At 28.3% G+C, this 18,640-nt stretch carries 21 protein-coding genes; 14 read left to right on the forward strand and 7 right to left on the reverse strand.

The window, feature by feature from the left end; translation table 11 throughout:
• Positions 1 to 20 precede the first annotated feature (20 nt).
• From priA to PNO30_RS04665, 14 genes are all read left to right on the forward strand, one after another.
• The gene (gene priA, locus PNO30_RS04600; protein WP_271987319.1) at positions 21 to 2,384 is read left to right on the forward strand and encodes a replication restart helicase PriA; all 2,364 of its coding nucleotides are present in this window, start codon (positions 21 to 23) and stop codon (positions 2,382 to 2,384) included.
• Positions 2,385 to 2,547: 163 nt separating this feature from the next.
• A complete protein-coding gene (gene ylxM / locus PNO30_RS04605; protein WP_003146027.1) occupies positions 2,548 to 2,871 on the forward strand; it encodes a YlxM family DNA-binding protein in 324 nt (107 codons plus the stop codon).
• A gap of 11 nt (positions 2,872 to 2,882) precedes the next feature.
• The gene (gene ffh, locus PNO30_RS04610; RefSeq protein WP_048802637.1) at positions 2,883 to 4,235 is read left to right on the forward strand and encodes a signal recognition particle protein; all 1,353 of its coding nucleotides are present in this window, start codon (positions 2,883 to 2,885) and stop codon (positions 4,233 to 4,235) included.
• 3 nt (positions 4,236 to 4,238) lie between these two features.
• On the forward strand, positions 4,239 to 4,715 hold the full coding sequence (gene trmL, locus PNO30_RS04615) for a tRNA (uridine(34)/cytosine(34)/5-carboxymethylaminomethyluridine(34)-2'-O)-methyltransferase TrmL (RefSeq protein ID WP_271965385.1): 477 nt from the start codon (positions 4,239 to 4,241) through the stop codon (positions 4,713 to 4,715).
• 190 nt (positions 4,716 to 4,905) lie between these two features.
• The gene (ybeY, locus tag PNO30_RS04620; RefSeq protein WP_271987320.1) at positions 4,906 to 5,379 is read left to right on the forward strand and encodes an rRNA maturation RNase YbeY; all 474 of its coding nucleotides are present in this window, start codon (positions 4,906 to 4,908) and stop codon (positions 5,377 to 5,379) included.
• 2 nt (positions 5,380 to 5,381) lie between these two features.
• Entirely contained in the window at positions 5,382 to 6,290 is a 909-nt protein-coding gene (gene era, locus PNO30_RS04625) for a GTPase Era (protein ID WP_003146031.1), read from the forward strand.
• On the forward strand, positions 6,274 to 7,005 hold the full coding sequence (gene recO / locus PNO30_RS04630; protein WP_271987321.1) for a DNA repair protein RecO: 732 nt from the start codon (positions 6,274 to 6,276) through the stop codon (positions 7,003 to 7,005). Before era ends, recO begins: the two co-directional genes overlap by 17 nt.
• Before the next feature lie 13 nt (positions 7,006 to 7,018).
• Entirely contained in the window at positions 7,019 to 7,813 is a 795-nt protein-coding gene (gene racE, locus PNO30_RS04635) for a glutamate racemase (RefSeq protein ID WP_271987322.1), read from the forward strand.
• Between the two features lie 9 nt (positions 7,814 to 7,822).
• Complete coding sequence (locus PNO30_RS04640; protein ID WP_271987323.1) at positions 7,823 to 8,407, forward strand: XTP/dITP diphosphatase; 585 nt, start codon at positions 7,823 to 7,825, stop codon at positions 8,405 to 8,407.
• Entirely contained in the window at positions 8,397 to 8,609 is a 213-nt protein-coding gene (locus tag PNO30_RS04645; protein ID WP_271987324.1) for a ferredoxin, read from the forward strand. The genes PNO30_RS04640 and PNO30_RS04645 overlap by 11 nt, the downstream gene beginning before the upstream one ends.
• A 202-nt stretch (positions 8,610 to 8,811) precedes the next feature.
• The gene (locus PNO30_RS04650; RefSeq protein ID WP_420319626.1) at positions 8,812 to 10,932 is read left to right on the forward strand and encodes a DNA translocase FtsK; all 2,121 of its coding nucleotides are present in this window, start codon (positions 8,812 to 8,814) and stop codon (positions 10,930 to 10,932) included.
• A gap of 63 nt (positions 10,933 to 10,995) precedes the next feature.
• Positions 10,996 to 11,763: a hypothetical protein gene (locus PNO30_RS04655; RefSeq protein ID WP_271987326.1), complete on the forward strand. Its 768-nt coding sequence runs from the start codon at positions 10,996 to 10,998 to the stop codon at positions 11,761 to 11,763.
• Positions 11,764 to 11,879: 116 nt separating this feature from the next.
• Positions 11,880 to 12,449: a CDP-diacylglycerol--glycerol-3-phosphate 3-phosphatidyltransferase gene (gene pgsA, locus PNO30_RS04660; protein WP_271965352.1), complete on the forward strand. Its 570-nt coding sequence runs from the start codon at positions 11,880 to 11,882 to the stop codon at positions 12,447 to 12,449.
• Between the two features lie 55 nt (positions 12,450 to 12,504).
• Complete coding sequence (locus PNO30_RS04665; protein ID WP_271987327.1) at positions 12,505 to 13,053, forward strand: GrpB family protein; 549 nt, start codon at positions 12,505 to 12,507, stop codon at positions 13,051 to 13,053.
• 20 nt (positions 13,054 to 13,073) lie between these two features.
• On the opposite strand, the gene PNO30_RS04670 is transcribed toward PNO30_RS04665, so the two are convergent.
• From PNO30_RS04670 to trmB, 7 genes are all read right to left on the reverse strand, one after another.
• On the reverse strand, positions 13,074 to 13,316 hold the full coding sequence (locus PNO30_RS04670; protein ID WP_048802648.1) for a CBU_0592 family membrane protein: 243 nt from the start codon (positions 13,314 to 13,316) through the stop codon (positions 13,074 to 13,076).
• Between the two features lie 63 nt (positions 13,317 to 13,379).
• Positions 13,380 to 14,426 (reverse strand): tyrosine recombinase XerS, encoded by a 1,047-nt coding sequence (gene xerS, locus PNO30_RS04675; protein ID WP_271987328.1) that lies wholly within the window; start codon positions 14,424 to 14,426, stop codon positions 13,380 to 13,382.
• Positions 14,427 to 14,880: 454 nt separating this feature from the next.
• Complete coding sequence (gene rpmB / locus PNO30_RS04680) at positions 14,881 to 15,069, reverse strand: 50S ribosomal protein L28 (protein ID WP_003144993.1); 189 nt, start codon at positions 15,067 to 15,069, stop codon at positions 14,881 to 14,883.
• A 116-nt stretch (positions 15,070 to 15,185) separates the two neighbouring features.
• The gene (locus tag PNO30_RS04685) at positions 15,186 to 16,586 is read right to left on the reverse strand and encodes a GntP family permease (protein ID WP_271987329.1); all 1,401 of its coding nucleotides are present in this window, start codon (positions 16,584 to 16,586) and stop codon (positions 15,186 to 15,188) included.
• A 78-nt stretch (positions 16,587 to 16,664) separates the two neighbouring features.
• On the reverse strand, positions 16,665 to 17,207 hold the full coding sequence (locus PNO30_RS04690; RefSeq protein ID WP_271987330.1) for a DUF1697 domain-containing protein: 543 nt from the start codon (positions 17,205 to 17,207) through the stop codon (positions 16,665 to 16,667).
• A 68-nt stretch (positions 17,208 to 17,275) separates the two neighbouring features.
• Positions 17,276 to 17,833, reverse strand: a complete 558-nt coding sequence (gene efp / locus PNO30_RS04695) for an elongation factor P (protein WP_003145634.1) — start codon at positions 17,831 to 17,833, stop codon at positions 17,276 to 17,278.
• Between the two features lie 156 nt (positions 17,834 to 17,989).
• Complete coding sequence (gene trmB / locus PNO30_RS04700; protein ID WP_271987331.1) at positions 17,990 to 18,631, reverse strand: tRNA (guanosine(46)-N7)-methyltransferase TrmB; 642 nt, start codon at positions 18,629 to 18,631, stop codon at positions 17,990 to 17,992.
• Between the last annotated feature and the right edge of the window lie 9 nt (positions 18,632 to 18,640).

Raw genomic sequence — 18,640 nt, forward strand, 5'->3', positions numbered from 1 at the left:
AAAGAAGGTGAGGTGAGATTATGTATGCTGAAGTAATTGTCGATGTAAATAATCATAGTGTCGATCAAAGTTTTTACTATTTGATTCCTGAAAAATTTAAGGAGCGTAATCTTATAGGTTATAGAGTAGAAGTACCTTTTGGTACTCGTGTAGTTCAAGGATATGTTGTTAGTGTTAGTAAAAAATATAACGGGGAATATGATAAAAATAACTTTAAAAGTATAAAAAAATTAAAAGATGACTTTCCAATTTTAACTAAAGAAATGCTTCTTTTATCAAAAGTTATGGCAGATGAACTTTTTTGTACTAGAATTCAGGCTATAGAGACTCTAATTCCGACAATATTAAAAAATAAATATATCGAGTATTATGAGTTGATAGACGCGAATAAAACTTTACTATATGATTATGCTAAGTATTTTGATAAGAACAACCTAGTTGAAAAGAAAAAGTTTGAAAAAATTTTTTCAATCGAACAAATTGGATATTTAATCTCGCTAAAAGCAATCAAACTTATAAGTAAAGTTAAAGAAATAAATAATAACATTATGGAAGAATTTTATATTCTAGGTGATATAAGTAATGTTAAATTAACAAAGAAACAACAGATAATTGTAGATTATCTTAGTAACAATAAGAAGATTAAGAAATCAGATGTTAAAGAAATATTAAATATCGGCCCTTCAGTAACGAAGAAGTTATTAGAGCAAAATGTTATTTTTATCATTGAAGAAGAGGTAATTCCTGAAATTGACACGACTATTTTACAAAATGAAACAAAATTGAGTAAATATCAGAAAGAAATCTTTGATAAAATTGTAAAAAATTATAACACCGAAAAATTTAATGAATATCTCCTTCATGGTGTTACAGGTTCTGGAAAGACTGAAATATATATTAAATTAGTAGAAGAAACATTAAAAAATGGAAAAGATGCTATTGTTCTTGTTCCAGAAATAATTTTAACACCGCAAATAGAGAGAAAATTCAAGAAAATTTTTAATGAGAATATTGCAGTAATACATTCTAGATTAAATACTAAAGAGAAATATAATGAATGGAAAAAAATTAAAGATGGTAAGGTTAAAATCTGTCTCGGGACTAGATCGGCTATTTTTGCACCTTTTGAAAATCTTGGTATTATAATTATCGATGAAGAACATGAAAATAGTTATAAGCAAACTGAATCTCCAAGATATGATGCTAAAGATATAGCAAAAAAACGTGGTGTGTATAACAAATGTACAGTAGTGTATGCTAGTGCAACACCATCGGTTGATTTATATTATAATTTCGAAAAGAATAATTCAAGTAACCTTTTGACTCTAACGCATAGATTTAACAATAATTTACCAAAAATTAATATTGTTCATACAGAAGATAAAGAAAAAGTTATAGCTGATGAATTGCTTATTAAGATTAAGGAAAAAATTGACAAAAAAGAACAGGTATTATTGTTAATGAATAAAAGAGGATATACTAACTTTATTCGCTGTTTCACTTGTGGTCATTTATATAAATGCGAGAACTGTGATATAAGTTTAAATTATCATAAACACGACAATTCATTACGTTGTCATTTTTGTGGATATCATAAAAAAATTTCCAATATAAAAAAATGTTGTGAACATCCGGAGTTGGTTTCAGGTAACTATGGAATTCAAAAGGTAGAAGAATTTTTAATCAAGAGCATTCCAGGTGTTAGAATTACAAGAATGGATTCCGATACGACTAGTCGAAAAGGTGCATATGAAAAACTCTTAACTGATTTTAAAAATCATAAGTCTGATATACTACTAGGAACACAGATGATATCAAAAGGTTTGGATTTTCCTAATATTACTTTAGTTGGAGTACTATCTATTGATAGTATGATAGCTATACCTAGCTTTAAAGCGAATGAGAAGCTATTTCAATTATTAGTTCAAACAGCAGGGAGAGCTGGAAGAAGTGAAAAAGAAGGTGAAGTAATCTTTCAAACGAATATAGCGAGTAATATATTGGAATATGCAATTGAACACAGCTACGAGAGATTTTATAAGTACGAATTAAATCGACGTAAACTTATTGATTATCCGCCGTTCTGTAAGATTTCATTTATCACGATAAAAGGTTATGATGAGGTGAAAACAGAACAGGTTGCTAAGATGATTTATAACTTTATAAGTAAAAAGCTTAGTGGAACTTCGATTCTTGGTCCGAATAAAAGCTTATTCTATAAAATTAATAATGAGTTCAAGTATAATTTGGTAATAAGGTATAATGATGATGAATACAGTAAATTACATCCACTTTTGAAGTATATAAATAATTATTTTGCAGAAAGTTTTTCAAAAGAGAAGATAACTATAACTATAGATAATTCAGCTTTAGATTTTATGTAATTTTATATAAAAATTAATTTAATATATTTAATTAATCAGCTTGTAGAAATTGCTTTACAAGTTGATTTTATTTGTTTAGAAATACGATAAAAATTTGAAAAAATAGCGATTTTATCGTATAATATAAGGATGTAGATTTATATTTTATGACTGGAGGAAGATTGTGGAAATAGAACAAGTTATAAAAATTTCACAACTCTATGATTTTTACTCTGAATTACTTAGTGATAAACAAAAACAATATTTAAATGATTATTATTTTAATGATTTATCATTAACAGAGATATCGGAAAATTACAATATTTCAAAACAAGCTGTTTCAAATAATATTAAAAGAACAGTGTTAGAATTAGAACAGTTTGAAGAGAAGTTAAATTTAATTAAATTAAACAATCAAAGATTGTTTTTACTAAATGAAATAAAAAAATCAACGAATGATACAGAAGTACTAACATATGTTGATGAATTGATAAAATTAGAAAACTAGGAGAATCTTTTATGGCATTTGAAAATCTATCGGAAAGATTACAAAATACAATAGCGAAGCTTACAGGAAAAGGAAAAGTTTCTGAAGCTGATGTTAAAGAAATGATGAGAGAAGTTAGGTTGGCATTACTAGAAGCCGATGTTAACTTTAAAGTAGTAAAAGAATTTGTTAAGAAAATTAGTGAAAGAGCAGTTGGAACTGAAGTTATGAAATCATTAACTCCTGCTCAACAAATTGTTAAAATAGTAAATGAAGAACTTGTAGAATTACTTGGTGGTTCTAACGTTGAATTAAATCAAGGTGGTAAAATTACAACAGTAATGATGGTTGGTCTTCAAGGGGCTGGGAAAACAACTACAGCAGGGAAGTTAGCACTTAAAGTTAAGAAGACTATGAAGAAAAAACCGCTTCTTATTGCCGCTGACGTCTACAGACCAGCAGCGGTTCAACAATTAAAAACTTTAGGAAAACAACTTGATATAGAAGTTTTCTATGTTGATAAAGATCCTGTAGATATAGTTAAAGAAGGATTAGCATTTGCTAAAGAAAATTACTTTAACTATGTAATTATCGATACTGCTGGGCGTCTTCACATCGATGAATTACTAATGGATGAATTAAAAGATATTAAAGCAGCAACAACGCCAGATGAGATCCTACTTGTTATTGATGCAATGATTGGACAAGAAGCTGTTAATATTGCGAGTTCATTTGATGAACAATTAGATATTACTGGACTGGTTCTAACAAAACTTGATGGTGATACACGTGGTGGTGCTGCTTTATCTATTAAATCTATCACTGGTAAGCCAATTAAGTTAGTTGGTATGGGTGAGAAGATGAATGACCTAGAGATATTCCATCCAGAACGTATGGCTTCTCGTATTTTAGGTATGGGTGATGTGCTTACTTTAATAGAAAAAGCTCAAGCTTCTATTGATGAAGATGAAGCTAAAAAAATGCAGGAAAAAATCCTTAATCAAAGTTTTACCTTCGAGGACTTTTTGACACAACTTGAACAAGTGAAAAAACTTGGTAGTTTAAAAGATATACTAGGTATGATTCCTGGAATGGGTAAACTTAAAAATATGAATTTAGATGCTGTTGATGAAAAGCAATTTGTTTATATTGAAGCTATCATCAAATCTATGACTATTGAAGAAAGACAAAATCCAGATATAATTAATGTACCACGAAGAAAACGAATTGCACAAGGTAGCGGTAGACCAATTAATGAGGTGCATAAGTTAATTAAGCAATTCGAAGAAATGAGAAAAATGATGAAACAGTTTGGTGGACTTATGAATGACAAATCTAAGAGAAAGGGTCTAGGAAGAATGTTTGGTGGCAAACTTCCATTTTAATAAATTATGAATAATATAGTTTTATTTCAACCAGAGATACCAGCTAATACAGGTAATATCGCACGTACATGTGTTGGTACCAATACAAGATTGCATTTAATTAGACCTTTAGGTTTTTCTATTGATGATAAACATGTTAAACGTGCTGGTTTAGATTATTGGGAACATTTAGATTTAGTTGTTTGGGATAGTTTTGATGAATTTCTTGAAGCGACTAATGATAAACATTATTATCTTATTACTAAATTTGGTTCAAAGAATTATTGTGATTTTGATTTCTCTAATGAAGAAAATGAAGATATATATTTTATCTTTGGAAGAGAAACTAAAGGATTGCCTAAAGAATTCCGAGAAAAATATAGTGAGCAAGCATTACGTATACCTATGAGTGAAAATGTTCGTTCATTGAATTTATCAAATACTGCTGCATTAATTATTTATGAAGCTCTGAGACAACAGAATTTTAATAAATTACAGTAATATGATTGTAACATAAAAGTCCTAAATTAAAGAGAACTAATAAGAACAGAGGTTTATTTATATCTAAATTTTTTATAAAAGTTTTTTAGATAACTAATAAATATTATGGGAGTAATCGACAAAATCGAATTCTTCAAAATCTTGATTTTAATTTACTCCCTCCGTATTAATAATATAAAAGGAGAACAACATGACATTTGTTGATATTATAGATGATAATAACTTAGTAGAAGATAGCACCAAAGATATGTTATTAAAATTGTTAGAATGTGCTGCAGAGTATGAAAATGTTGATACTGAGATTACTGAGATGTCATTATCTTTTGTAGGTAAAGAAGAAATTCAAGAAATTAATCGTGATTATAGAGGAAAAGATGTTCCTACTGATGTTATTTCTTTTGCATTAAATGATGAAGTAGAGGACGAGATTGATATTATTGGACTTGAAGATGAAATTAATTCTATTGGTGATGTTATTATCTGTGTAGATATTGCCCATGAACAAGCAAAAGAATATGAACACAGTTTCGATAGAGAGATTGGTTTCTTGGCAGTACATGGATTCTTACATCTACTTGGTTATGATCACATGACTGAAGAAGATGAAAAAGAAATGTTTGGAAAACAAGATGAAATTTTAGAAAAATTTGGTTTAAGGAGATAAGCATGTTTGAGGAACAAATTAAAACTGGATTTGTCACTATTATCGGTCGTCCTAATGCTGGTAAATCTACGTTATTAAATAATATATTACAACAAAAAATTGCAATCATGTCAGATAAACCACAAACAACGAGAAATATTATTAATGGTGTATATACTGACAATGATTCACAAATCGTTTTCATTGATACTCCTGGAATCCACAAGCCAAAGCATAGACTTGGAGATTATATGATGAAACTTGCAAGTAGTGCGATTCAAGAGTCAGAGATAGTTTATTTAATTATAAATGCAAGTGAAAAATTTGGGCCTGGAGATCAACACTTAATAAATATAGTTAAAGAATTAAAAGTACCAACATTTTTATTAATTAACAAAATAGATTTAATTTCACCGGAGCAATTAATTCAAATCATAGAATTTTATAAAGATTTATATGATTTTGTGGAAATAGTTCCAATTTCTGCTCTTAAGTCAATAAATGTAGATAATCTACTAAATACAACAAAAAAATACTTGCAACCTAGTTTTAAAATGTATCCCGATGATGTAATTACAGACTCACCTGAGTATTTTGTGATTTCTGAATTTATTAGAGAAAAAGTTTTACAATTAACAGAACAAGAAATTCCACATTCTATTGCTGTTGTTATTGATCGAATTGAAAAACAACCTGGTAAAAAGAAAAATATCATTGCAACTATCGTTGTTGAGAGAAAATCTCAAAAGGGTATGATTATCGGTAAACAAGGTAAAATGATAAAAGAAATTGGTTCTAGAGCAAGAAAAGATATTGAAGTTCTTCTTGGCGAAAAAATATTCCTAGAATTATGGGTAAAAGTTATTGATAATTGGAGATCAAAACCAAATCAAATTAGAGATTTAGGCTATAGGGATGATATCTTTGACTAATAGAAATTTCATAACGGGGATTATAATTAAAAAAATCCGTTATAAAGATTATCATGAAATTTTACAGGTATTAACTGAACAAGGACATATAGAGAGTTTTTTTTATGAAAATGTTCATAAAAGTAAAAAGAAAATTAAGGTTAGTACACCATACGAAGTGAGTATTAACTTTTTCCCTACAAATGGTATGAATAAAATTACAAATTTGGAAATTGAAAATACATATACCAATATTGTTTATGATGTTATTAAAAATAGTTATGTTTCAAATATGTTGGAATATACATATTTGGTTAATGATAACTCCTTTAATATTTATAAACTTTTAAAACTTTGTTTAAATACTATTGAAAGTAATGTTTCTGAAAAGCTAGTTGTGAGCTATTTTCTAGCGAAAATATTAAAAGAGCAAGGTTTTATGTTTAAATATCAAAAAACTGATTATAATTATGTAGGATATAGTTTTCAGAAGAATAGTTTTGTTGATAAGTTTAATACGGACTACAGTGTCTATGGATTGAATGATCACCTTGTAAAACTTACATACTATCTATCAATTAAAAATATCGATTTTTTGGAAAGTTTAGAAATTGAAAATAAAGATTTAATTAGACTCTTTTCATTTTTTAATATGTTGTTTAAAGAATTTATTGGAGTTGAAACGAAATCATATAAAAAAATACTAGAACTTGAAGAAGTATTAGGTTCTAAATAGAAAGAGGCTATGTATGAATAATGCAATAGGAGTATTCGATAGTGGAGTAGGTGGATTAACGGTTGCTCGAGAAATAATGAGACAACTTCCTAATGAAACTATTTATTATTTCGGTGATGTGAAAAATTGCCCGTACGGAGATAAAACTAGGGAAGAGATAATTAAATATACGGATAGAGCTGTGAAATATTTAATTGATAAAGGTGTAAAATTGGTTGTATTAGCATGTAATACAGCAACGGCAGCAGCACTTAATTATCTTCAAGATAAATATGACATACCGATAATAGGAGTAGTACAGCCTGGGGCAAGACGTGCAATCCAGGCTACTGAGAATAATAAGGTTCTTGTTTTAGGTACTAAATTCACTGCAAAATCAAAAGTTTATGATATTGAAATTGAGAATATTAATTCTGATATTCAAGTCGTTGATAAAGCTTGTCCTGCTTTTGTACCTTTTATTGAATCAGAAGGTAACGTTGATAAAGATGCAACAAAGACGATTATACATGAAACTTTGGAGAACACACGTAATTTAGGAGTAGATACAGTTGTTTTAGGTTGCACGCATTATCCAATTTTAAAAAAAGATATTGAAGAATATTATGGTAATAATATTAAGGTTATTTCTTCAGGGAGAGAAGCTGCTCGAGAAGTTAGCTCTGTATTAGGGTATACAAAGTTACATCAGAAGAAATCTAATAAGAAAGAGCATAGATTTTTCATATCAGAAGATAGTGATAACTTTAATAATATAGCTTCGAAATGGTTGAATAAAGAAATCATTGCAGAAGTAGTAGATTTATAGGAGAAAGTAATGAAAGAATTAATTTTAGCATCTAATAATGCTCACAAAGTAGAAGAAATTAAAAGTATATTAGAAGATTATAGTATCTTAACTCTTAAGGATATTAACTACACAAAAGAAATAGTAGAAGATGGTTCTACATTTGAAGAGAATGCATTAATTAAAGCTCGAACAATATGTAAATACTCTGGTAAAACTGCTATTTCTGATGACAGTGGATTAAGTGTTGACCTACTTGATGGGAGACCCGGTGTATATTCTGCAAGATATTCTAAAGAACAAACTGATGAAAAAAATATAGAAAAAGTTCTTTTAGAGTTAAATGGACAAAAATCAAAAGCTAAATTTGTTTCAGTTATAGCTCTTGTAAAACCTGATGGAACAGAATTAACTTTTAGAGGTGAGTGCCATGGCGAAATTATTTTTGAAAAACGTGGTACAAATGGTTTTGGATATGATCCAATCTTCTATGTTCCATCTTTAGATAAAACTTTTGCAGAGTTAAGTGCTGAACAAAAAAATAGTATTAGTCATAGAAAACAATCATTAGAAAAATTTTCTCAATATTTGAAAGAAGAAAGTGATGAAAACTAGAATTATTCGTGAAGATTGTATTGCTTGTGGAAATTGTAATGCTATCTGTCCTGATATATATGATTATGACGAAGATGGAATTGCGTATTGTATTATAGATGAAAATAATATGACGGAAGTAGTTCCAGAAAAATATAGAAGTTTGGTTCTTGATGCACAAGTAAATTGTCCTACTGAGGCAGTTTATGTAGAAGAGGACTAGAAAGGAGAGAAGATTGAGCAATAAAAAAACAAAAAAATCCAAAAAAACAAATGGAACAAAAAAATCCACTAACTCCAAAGGTAAAAAAGGTGCTACAAAGAAAAATCCTAAGAAAAATATAATTCCAGTTTTAACTAAAGAAACATACAGAGGATTGTATTTTGTAATTTCTGTTCTTATTATAATTTTATCTGTTCTTCAGATGGGATTTGTAGGTAGATTTTTCGATTCATTATTTAAATATCTATTTGGTAGCTTTAGCTACATATTATATATAATTATAGTAGCTACACCAATTTATTATATAATGAATAAGAAAATCAAAACACCCGCTATTGTAGTAACGCTTTTAGTGTTGATAGATTTCTTATTCCAGTTAATACTAGTAGGCAATGCAGAAAGTACTTATATTAGTTTTACGGAGATATATAATGGTAAAGTATTAACTTATGGCGGTGGACTAATATCTTACTATCCAGTTAAATTTTTAATATACTTATTATCATACTATGGATCTTTATTAGTAGTTATATCAGCAATTATTACATCTATATTCTTATATTTTAATATAAATCATAGAACTCTTGTTTTAAGATTAAAGCATCAAATTGTGGATGCTTTTGACAAAAATGAGTATGTAGATGAAGAACATGACGAGTGTCTTGAATTTGATGAAGAAATAATAGACGATTATAATTATGTAGATACAAAAAAAGAAAATTCTAATGAACAAAGATATAATAATATCAAAGACAAAGATTTAGTAGTAGATATTAGAGAGTTTAAAGAAGAACCTGGGGAAGAACTTGTACAAAGAGTTACAAGAAAACAAGCTAAGTCAAAAGAAGTTAAAAGTGTTGATGTTGTCGAGGAATCTTTAAATGAAGGAGTATCTGAAGAATCATATGATAATTATCAACTACCTCCAATTACATTACTTAATAGTCCAGTTAAAAAACAAACAATAACTAAGGGTGATGTAGTTGAAAAATCTAAAATATTACAAAGTACATTTAATAACTTTGGTATTGAGGTGAAAATAGTTAAAGCAATAGTAGGTCCTTCTATTACACAATTTCAAATTTTACCAACTCCGGGAACAAAGGTTAGTAAAATTGTAAATTTAAGCAATGATATTGCGCTGAATCTTGCAGCTAAAGATGTACGTATTGAAGCACCAATTCCTGGTAAGTCATTAATTGGTATTGAAATTCCAAATACAGTAAATGAATTAGTAACAATGAAGGAAGTATTTGTAAATGATGAGGATAACTCTCCTCTATCAGTTGCCTTGGGGAAAGATGTATCTGGTGAATCAATTTTTACAAGAATCGATAAAACACCGCACTTATTAATTGCAGGTTCAACAGGTAGTGGTAAATCAGTATGTGTTAACACGATAATTACAAGTATATTACTAAAAAATAAACCAGATAAAGTAAAATTAATAATGATAGACCCAAAAATGGTAGAATTATCAATATATGATGGAATTCCGCATCTATTAACATCAGTTGTAACTGATCCAATAAAAGCTGCTGATGTACTTCATAAAGTAGTTTTAGAAATGGAAAATAGATATCGAGAGTTTGCTAGAGCACGAGTTAGAAATATGGAAGGCTATAATAAAATAGCAGCAAAAGATCCAGATTATAAAGAACTACCGTATATAGTAGTTATTATTGATGAATTGGCTGACTTGATGATGGTGTCATCTAAAGAAGTAGAAGAATCGATTGCACGAATAGCCCAGAAAGCACGTGCTGCAGGAATTCATATGATTATAGCTACTCAAAGACCGTCTGTAGATGTTATAACAGGAGTAATTAAAACAAATATACCTTCAAGAATAGCATTTGCAGTAAGTTCAAGTATTGATTCAAGAACAATTCTAGATAAGTCAGGAGCTGAAACCTTACTTGGTAAAGGTGATATGCTTTACTTATCAGCTGATTCAAGTAAACCTGTACGTATCCAAGGAGCCTTTCTTTCAGATGAGGAAGTAGAAAAAGTAGTAGATTATGTTAAGAGCCAGTCAGAGGCCCAATATGATCCAAATATGACACCAAGTGAAGTAACTTCACAAGGTAGTGGTAGTTCATCAGCAGATGACATAGATCCACTGTATAAAGAAGTATTACTATTTATAGCAAAAACACAAAAAGCTTCAGCTTCACTTTTACAACGTAGATTTAAAATTGGATACAATAGAGCAGCTAGAATAATAGATATGCTTGAAGAAGACGGTTATATTGGTCCAGTTGATGGGAGTAAGCCTAGAAAAGTATTTTTAGAGAAGGAGTTTGCAGAAGATTACGAATAAAAAAGTTTACATAAATAATATTATGTAAACTACGAATGATAATATTAAGAGAGGTAAATTAAATTGAGAAAAAATAATAAAGTACTAGTTGGATTATTGATAATCGTACTTTTAGCGGTTATCGGACTATCTGCTTATGCTTATCAAAAACAAAAAGCTTTAAATAATGTTAAACCAAAAGTTACAGAAACTAAGAAAGAAGATTCTAAATTTGAAAAAATAATAAAAGAAAGTTCTAGTAACTTTAATAAAGAAAATGAATTAAGTAAGAAAATTGATATACTAAAAAATCTATTAACTTATAAAGATGAAATAAGTAAAGAGAATAAAGATAAACTTAACGAACAATTTAATTCTCAAGTCAAAGAGATGAGAGAAAAAATTAAAAATAGTTTAAAAGATAAAATTAGTTCTCTAACAGTTACTAATGAAGATAAAACTAATACTGAAAAAATTACTAATGTTAAAAAAGAGCTTACTGAACTACAAACTTTAGTAGATAAAGAAAAAGAATCAATTTTTGAAAAAGATGAGGACTACAATGATATTTCTCAACTAATTAAAACAAATCTTGCAACTACTGAAGTAACACAAACAGCTACAACAACAAATAATAGTAATACAACTACTGAACAGGCTCAACATACTCAGGTAGTTGAAGTACCAACTCCTCAAAGATCACGAGGAACGACTACTTATACTCCTCCAAGAGTGCAAAATAGTCCAACAGCCCCTTCTAGAAACTCTGATTCAAGTGCTACTGTTACACCACCTGCACCAGTAACACCAACTACACCAGCAGTTAGTGAAACAACAGGAACAAGTGAATAAATTTTTAAAAACAGGATAATATACAACATTATCCTGTTTTTGTTATTGTAGCATATTACAGAATATGTTATAATTATAATGAATTTAAATTTATGCAAGAAGGGTAAGTAATAATAATGAATCTACCAAATAAAATAACATTATTTAGAACAATATTAATACCTATATTTATAGTATTTTTATTATATAATATGGGAGGTAGTATTTCTATCCTAGGTGGTCGAAATATAACCCTTAATATTTTCATAGCAGCATTAATTTTTATGTTTGCATCATTCACAGATTTTATTGATGGATATCTTGCTAGAAAATATAATTTAGTGACTAATATGGGTAAATTCTTAGATCCATTAGCAGATAAACTTCTAGTTGGAAGTGCCTTTATTGTAATGGTTGAATTAGGATTAATGCACAGTTGGATGGTAGTGGTTGTAATTGCTAGAGAATTTGCAGTTACGGGACTTAGACTTCTGGCTGTAGAAAAAGGGGAAGTAATACCCGCAGGAATTCTAGGTAAACTAAAAACTATTAGCCAATTATTAGCTATTATTCTAATTTTATTAGGCAATCCGATATTTAACAGTATTGGCTTTGAACTAGATTATATTCTATTATGGATTTCTGTAATATTGACTATTTTATCAGGATTGGAATATTTCAAAAATTCTTTACATGTATTTAAATAATGTTAGTGATAGGATTTCCTGTCCTAACATTTTTTTATGGTAAAATTAGAAAGGTGTGATTATATTGGATAATATTCTGAAAGATGAGTGTTTTAAGAAAAGATATCCTATTATTTTAGTATGTCATAATAATAAATGGATAGAATGGTATAAAGGAATGGAAGTAAAATTATCAAAATTACTTAAAGATATACCAGTAAATATTTATCATATTGGAAGTTCTGCAATACCAAATATAAAATCAAAAAATATAATTGATATACTTATAGAAACTATTGATGATAGAAATTTTGGTAATATAGTTAAAATTCTTTCTAAAGAATGGGAATTACGTTGGAATGAAGACGATAGAGCTTTTTTAGTTAAAGGATATGGTGAGAAAGGTTTTCTAGATAGAGTATTTCATCTTCATATAAGAAAAAAAGGCGATATTACTGAAGTAGAATTCAAAAATATATTATTAGAATATCCAGAAGTTGCAAAGAAATATGAGGCTTTAAAGTTAAAACTAGAAAAAGAATATAAATTTGATAGAGAAAGATATACTGAAGGTAAAACAGAATTTATAGATAATATTATAAGAGAATACAGTTTACATAAATAATTTTATGTAAACTGTATTCTCTATTTTACTTCTTTTTTATTGAAATAATTATATAATCCGTGAATAGCAACTATTGACCAAACACCTTCTAGTAAAACAAATCCCCATTGTTTACCTATAAAGGCATCAATACCAAGAATTAATGCTCCGATAGCATTTAGTAATAAATAACTAAGTGATGTAGTTTTAAGTTTTCCTAATTGACTAAATACAAAGCCTATAAGAATCAAGAGTGATCCTAAAACTTGTACAATAATCCCCATTTTTTACCTCCATAATATATAATAACTTTTATATTTTAACTTAATTGGAGATATATTGCAATACTAATCATCTAATTTATCAATAGATTGTTTAATTATTTTTTTAGATTCGTTAATGTATAGCATTGAAGTATCACTGTTAGAGTGTCCCATTTGAGTCATAATGATTGGTATATTACCGTTTGTTTTTAATGCTAATTTAGTACCGTAACTATGTCTTAGTTTATGTGGTGACATTGGAACGTTAAATGCATCGGTGTATTTCATAACCAGTTTTTGAATGGCTCTTATTGATAATCCAGTTCTGTTTCTACTGATGAAAACAAAGTCTTCTCTATTAAGTTTAAAAGGTAGGGAAGTAATATACTCATTAATCCTGTCTAAGGCGGATTTAGTTATTATAACTGTGTCTACTTTATTACCTTTTCTAATAACGTTTATCTCACTATTTAGAAAATCTATATCTTTAACCTTTAAATTAGCAAGTTCATTGACACGAATACCACTTTTTAAAAATAGCGTTAATATCGCAAGATCTCGTGCTTTATCACGTAAAAAGAACGTTTTTCCATGATTTGATAAAGTTTTCTCATACTCAAATTCAACATACTGCAAGAATTCTTCGTCCTGAGAGTCTAAAAAAATCTTTTCAGAAATTTTCTTTGATCTTGATGATAAAGTCTCTTTCACACGATTAATAGGTATCTTAAGCATTACATTTCGCTCAAAATAAGCTCGTCCTTGTTCATTTTCACTTGTAACAGTAAGGAACTTATATAAAGACCTCATAGCAGCCTTATAATTGTTAACAGTCGTTTGACTTCGATATTTTCCATTAACTTGTTCACGAGAAAGAGATTTAAAATAACTTTCCATTTCTTTTTTAGATATATTTTCTAAAGTAGATAGTTCAACTTCTTTTATATTTTCTGCATCTGAAATTGTTTCTCTAATAGTCCAATTTAGAAAGTTCTTATAGGTTTCTAAATATCTATGTAAAGTAAGTGGTGATAAATTATCATAATACGTGTCGATGAAGTCTTCTATATAATCTGGGAATTCAGGAAGTATTTTATTTATTTTTTGTTTATAATAATCACGTTGATTCATTGGTATTACTAGATTCTCCTTAAGTTTATTAATTATACATATAATATGTATTATACGAACAAATATATTATATCATATTTATAAGTTTCTTTCAATACAGTTCAATCCCCTTATTTCGATATATTATTGAAAATTGATTTTTTCTATTTTTAAATTATCTTTATATATCATTTCTACCGAATATTATAAAGAATTATTGACTATATTTGTAATGTAATCTGTATTTTAAAATCTTTGAAAAAATGACCTATTTAAACGCCATATAAGCGTCGAAAAAAAATTTTTAATACAATTACTCCAAAATGACATATAACCTCTTAAAATTGATTTAAATGCCTAATTTGACATTCTCACCTAATTTAGTACATATTTTATCTGATTTCTATATATATTTATTAATATAATGTAAAAAGCTATCTAAGTTTCCTTAGATAGCTTAAAGTTTATCGCTTAATTATACACGCTCAACTTTTCCAGATTTTAAAGCTCTAGCAGAAACCCAAACTTTTTTAGGTTGTCCGTCTACTAAAATTGTTACTTTTTGTAGATTAGCTTTGAATTTTCTTTTATTTGCGTTCATTGCGTGTGAACGAGTATTTCCTGAACGAGCTTTACGTCCAGTAACGTAACAAACTTTTGCCATGAATTAATCCTCCTTTTGGAAATAGTTTATTCATAACATTTACTACATACACAATAATAATATAACATACCTTAACATAAATATCAAGTAAAAACATTACTTATTTTAAAAATATTTTATGTAATCGAAGTCATTATCAGTATTATAATAAATGCTACTATAGAAGCTATAGTTGTACCTAATGTCCAAGTTTTAAATGTTGTTTTAAAATCTAAGTTTAAATATTGTTTAAATAACCAGAAACCAGGATCATTTACATGTGAACAAAACATACTTCCTGCAGTAATACTTAACATTATAAATACCGGTGAATAACTGATAGTTGGAACTAAAGGTTCTACTATTGCTAACGTTGTAATTGCTGCAATAGTTGCACTACCTAATGATATTCTTAGGATAGCAGCAACAAAGAAACTAATAAGTATTGGTGATATGTTCATACCACTAGTTATTTGAACTATCTCATCTGTTACCTTTGAATCTACCAATACTTGTTTCAAACCTCCAGCAGCACCATTAATAAGTAATACGACTGCTATTGTTTTAATAGATTGACTTAATAATGGTGCAATACCACTAATTCGTAAATGTTTTACAGTCATTAATTTCCAGATGGCTATTAATAAGCTTATAATTAATGCTGTAACTGGATTACTTATAATTGTTAATATATCTTTTAAACTAGATGGTAAATTTTTTATACCTAATGCTATAGTAGGAATTGTAATTAAAATTACAGGTAATAACATTAATATAATAGCAAAACTAGAACTTATCAGCTGTTTTTCTATTTTTAAAACACTAATATTTTTTTGTTCTGTTTGTACGATAGGTTTAGTTTGTACCATCTTTGAATTGGTTAATAATAAACCACCTATTATTGCTGTTGGTATTGCTACTATTAAACCATAGAAGAAAACTTCTGCCATATTAAGATGAAAAGTCTTAGTAATAATACTTGGACTAGGGTGTGGTGGAAACAGTGCATGGATGGTTAGTACTCCTATACTTGCTGGTAAAGCTAAGTAAATTTTATCTAATTTTAGTTCTTTTGCTACTGCCAATATAATTGGTATTACTAAAATAAAAGCTACATCAAAGAATAAAGAAAAACTGATACACATTCCAGCAATAAGAAGACCTAATTGAATCCTCTTAATTCCAAATAAACTAATCATTTTTTTTGCAGTAATTTCTACTGCTCCTAATTCTTCTAATATTCTTCCAAACATAGCTCCTAATCCTAAGATTAAAGATAAATGACCTAGAAGAGATCCTGTCCCCTTCTCTACTGAATCAATTATTGAACTAGGGGATAAACCTAAAAATAAACCTAGAATAATTGCTACTATAAGTATTGATAAAAAGGGTTCGAAATGTAATTTTGTTATTAAAAATATTAGTACGCTAATCCCTAAGAAAACTAATAACAATTTATAAGAGTGAATTCCTAAAAAATAAGCTAGGATTGAATATATAATTAATCCTAAGCCGATTAATATTTTATCTAATTTCATTATATTCTCCTTAATTTTTCATTAGGTAATTATATCATTACTAGCTATATCAAGTAAAGATATACGCTTACTATAGAATTAGTGTTCTTTATCTAGTAACTCAGCGATTTTCATAAAAGTTCTTCCGTTTCTAATAGTAACAGCTTTATAGAAAGATTCTTTAATTAAATATTTATGATATGCCGTTTTTAAATAGTTCTTTTCATTAAATTTCCCCCAAAAAACAGCTCTTTTTCCAAAATAAACATTTTCTTCGTTTAAAGGCATACTATTTATTCGTTCTTTTATACTAGAGAAATCTGTATCCTCACTATAAAATAGTACATCTTTTCTATAAAAATCATCATTCCACCAACTAGGCAAATTTTTAAGTTCTTCTATGTATTCTTGTTTTGTCAGTATTACTTTATTAATTTTGAAAGGATATGAATTCAATATCTGTGATATCTTTTCATTAACGATATCTATGTTGTCAGTGGTATAGAATATAATATTGCCGCTGTTAATATATGTAATAATATTTTCATATCCTAAACCAGTAATCGCATCTTTCAAATCAGCCATAGAAACCTTATTTCTGCCACCAACATTGATTCCACGAAGTAAAAGTACATATTTCATTATTTTCTCCTTTTATAAAAAAGCTCTCTATCATCGAAATAATAGAGAGTTTTATAATTATACTTAAATTATGCTCTTGATACGTAAGAACCTTCTGCTGTATTGATTACTAATACATCTCCTTCTTTAACGAATAGAGGTACTTGTAATGTGTATCCAGTTTCTACTGTAGCAGCTTTAGTAGCTCCTTGTGCAGTATCACCTTTAACACCAGGTTCAGTTTCAGTTACAGTAAGTTCTACTGTTGTTGGTAAGTCAATACCTAAGATTTCATCACCAAACATTAAGATTGAAACTTCCATGTTTTCTTTTAAGAAGTTTAATTCGTATTCTAATTGTGCTTCAGGTACTTCGATTTGCTCGTAAGTAGCGTTATCCATAAATACATAAGCTTCACCTGTTGAGTAAAGATATGACATTTTTTGGTTATTGATTTGAGCTTTTGCTACTTTCTCACCAGCTCTGAATGTTTTATCATTAACTGCACCTGTACGCATATTTCTTAATTTAGAACGTACGAAAGCAGCTCCTTTACCAGGTTTAACGTGTTGGAATTCCATTACTTTCCAAATGTTTCCATCAACTTCGATAGTAACTCCAGTTTTAAAATCATTAACTGATATCATTATTGTATTTCTCCTTTAAATTGTACTAATATTATTATAAATAAAAATTTTTTTAAAATCAAGGTAAAAACGATTAATTTTAATGTAAAATACTATAAACATTGTATATTTCAAGCGTTTAGTTTACATAAAATATATTATGTAAACTAAACGTAGTTATTTTACTATTACAGCTTCTACCATGTATATTCTATTACCTTTTTTAATGAACTTATCTTCATATTCCGTATGAACATTATCTTCTTCATAGACGCTGTTTGTTAGGTCTAATGATAATCTATTGAATGTAAATCCATACTTTGCATAACTCATTAAACTATACTCAAACAAACCTTGATTATCTGTTTTTTGAATGATAGTCTTATCACCACTAAGAATATTCTCATAACGAGATAAAAATGTGTGGAATGTAAGTCGTCTTTTCTCATGTCTTGTTTTTGGCCATGGATCAGAGAAGTTTAGATAAAGTTGATCAACCTCACCTTCAGAAAAATACTCAAGTAAATCTTCAGCATTTCCAGAAATAAGTTTTAGATTTTCTCTGTGAGTTTCTTCTACTTTATCTAATAGAAACGTTAATACAGTAGGTTGAGCCTCCATTGCGATAAAGTTTATATTTGGATGTTTTTCTGCTAATGTATGAATAAACTTACCTTTTCCACTCCCTATTTCAAGATGAATTGGATTTTTATTTCCAAATATTTCTTTCCATTTCCCTTTATTATCCTTAGGTTGTAAAAATACAACGGGACTATTTTCTAAACGCTCTCTTGCGTCTGCTCTATTTCGAACTCTCATTCATGCACC

It is taken from the genome of Gemella haemolysans (genome assembly GCF_028308085.1).
Taxonomy (GTDB): domain Bacteria; phylum Bacillota; class Bacilli; order Staphylococcales; family Gemellaceae; genus Gemella; species Gemella haemolysans_D.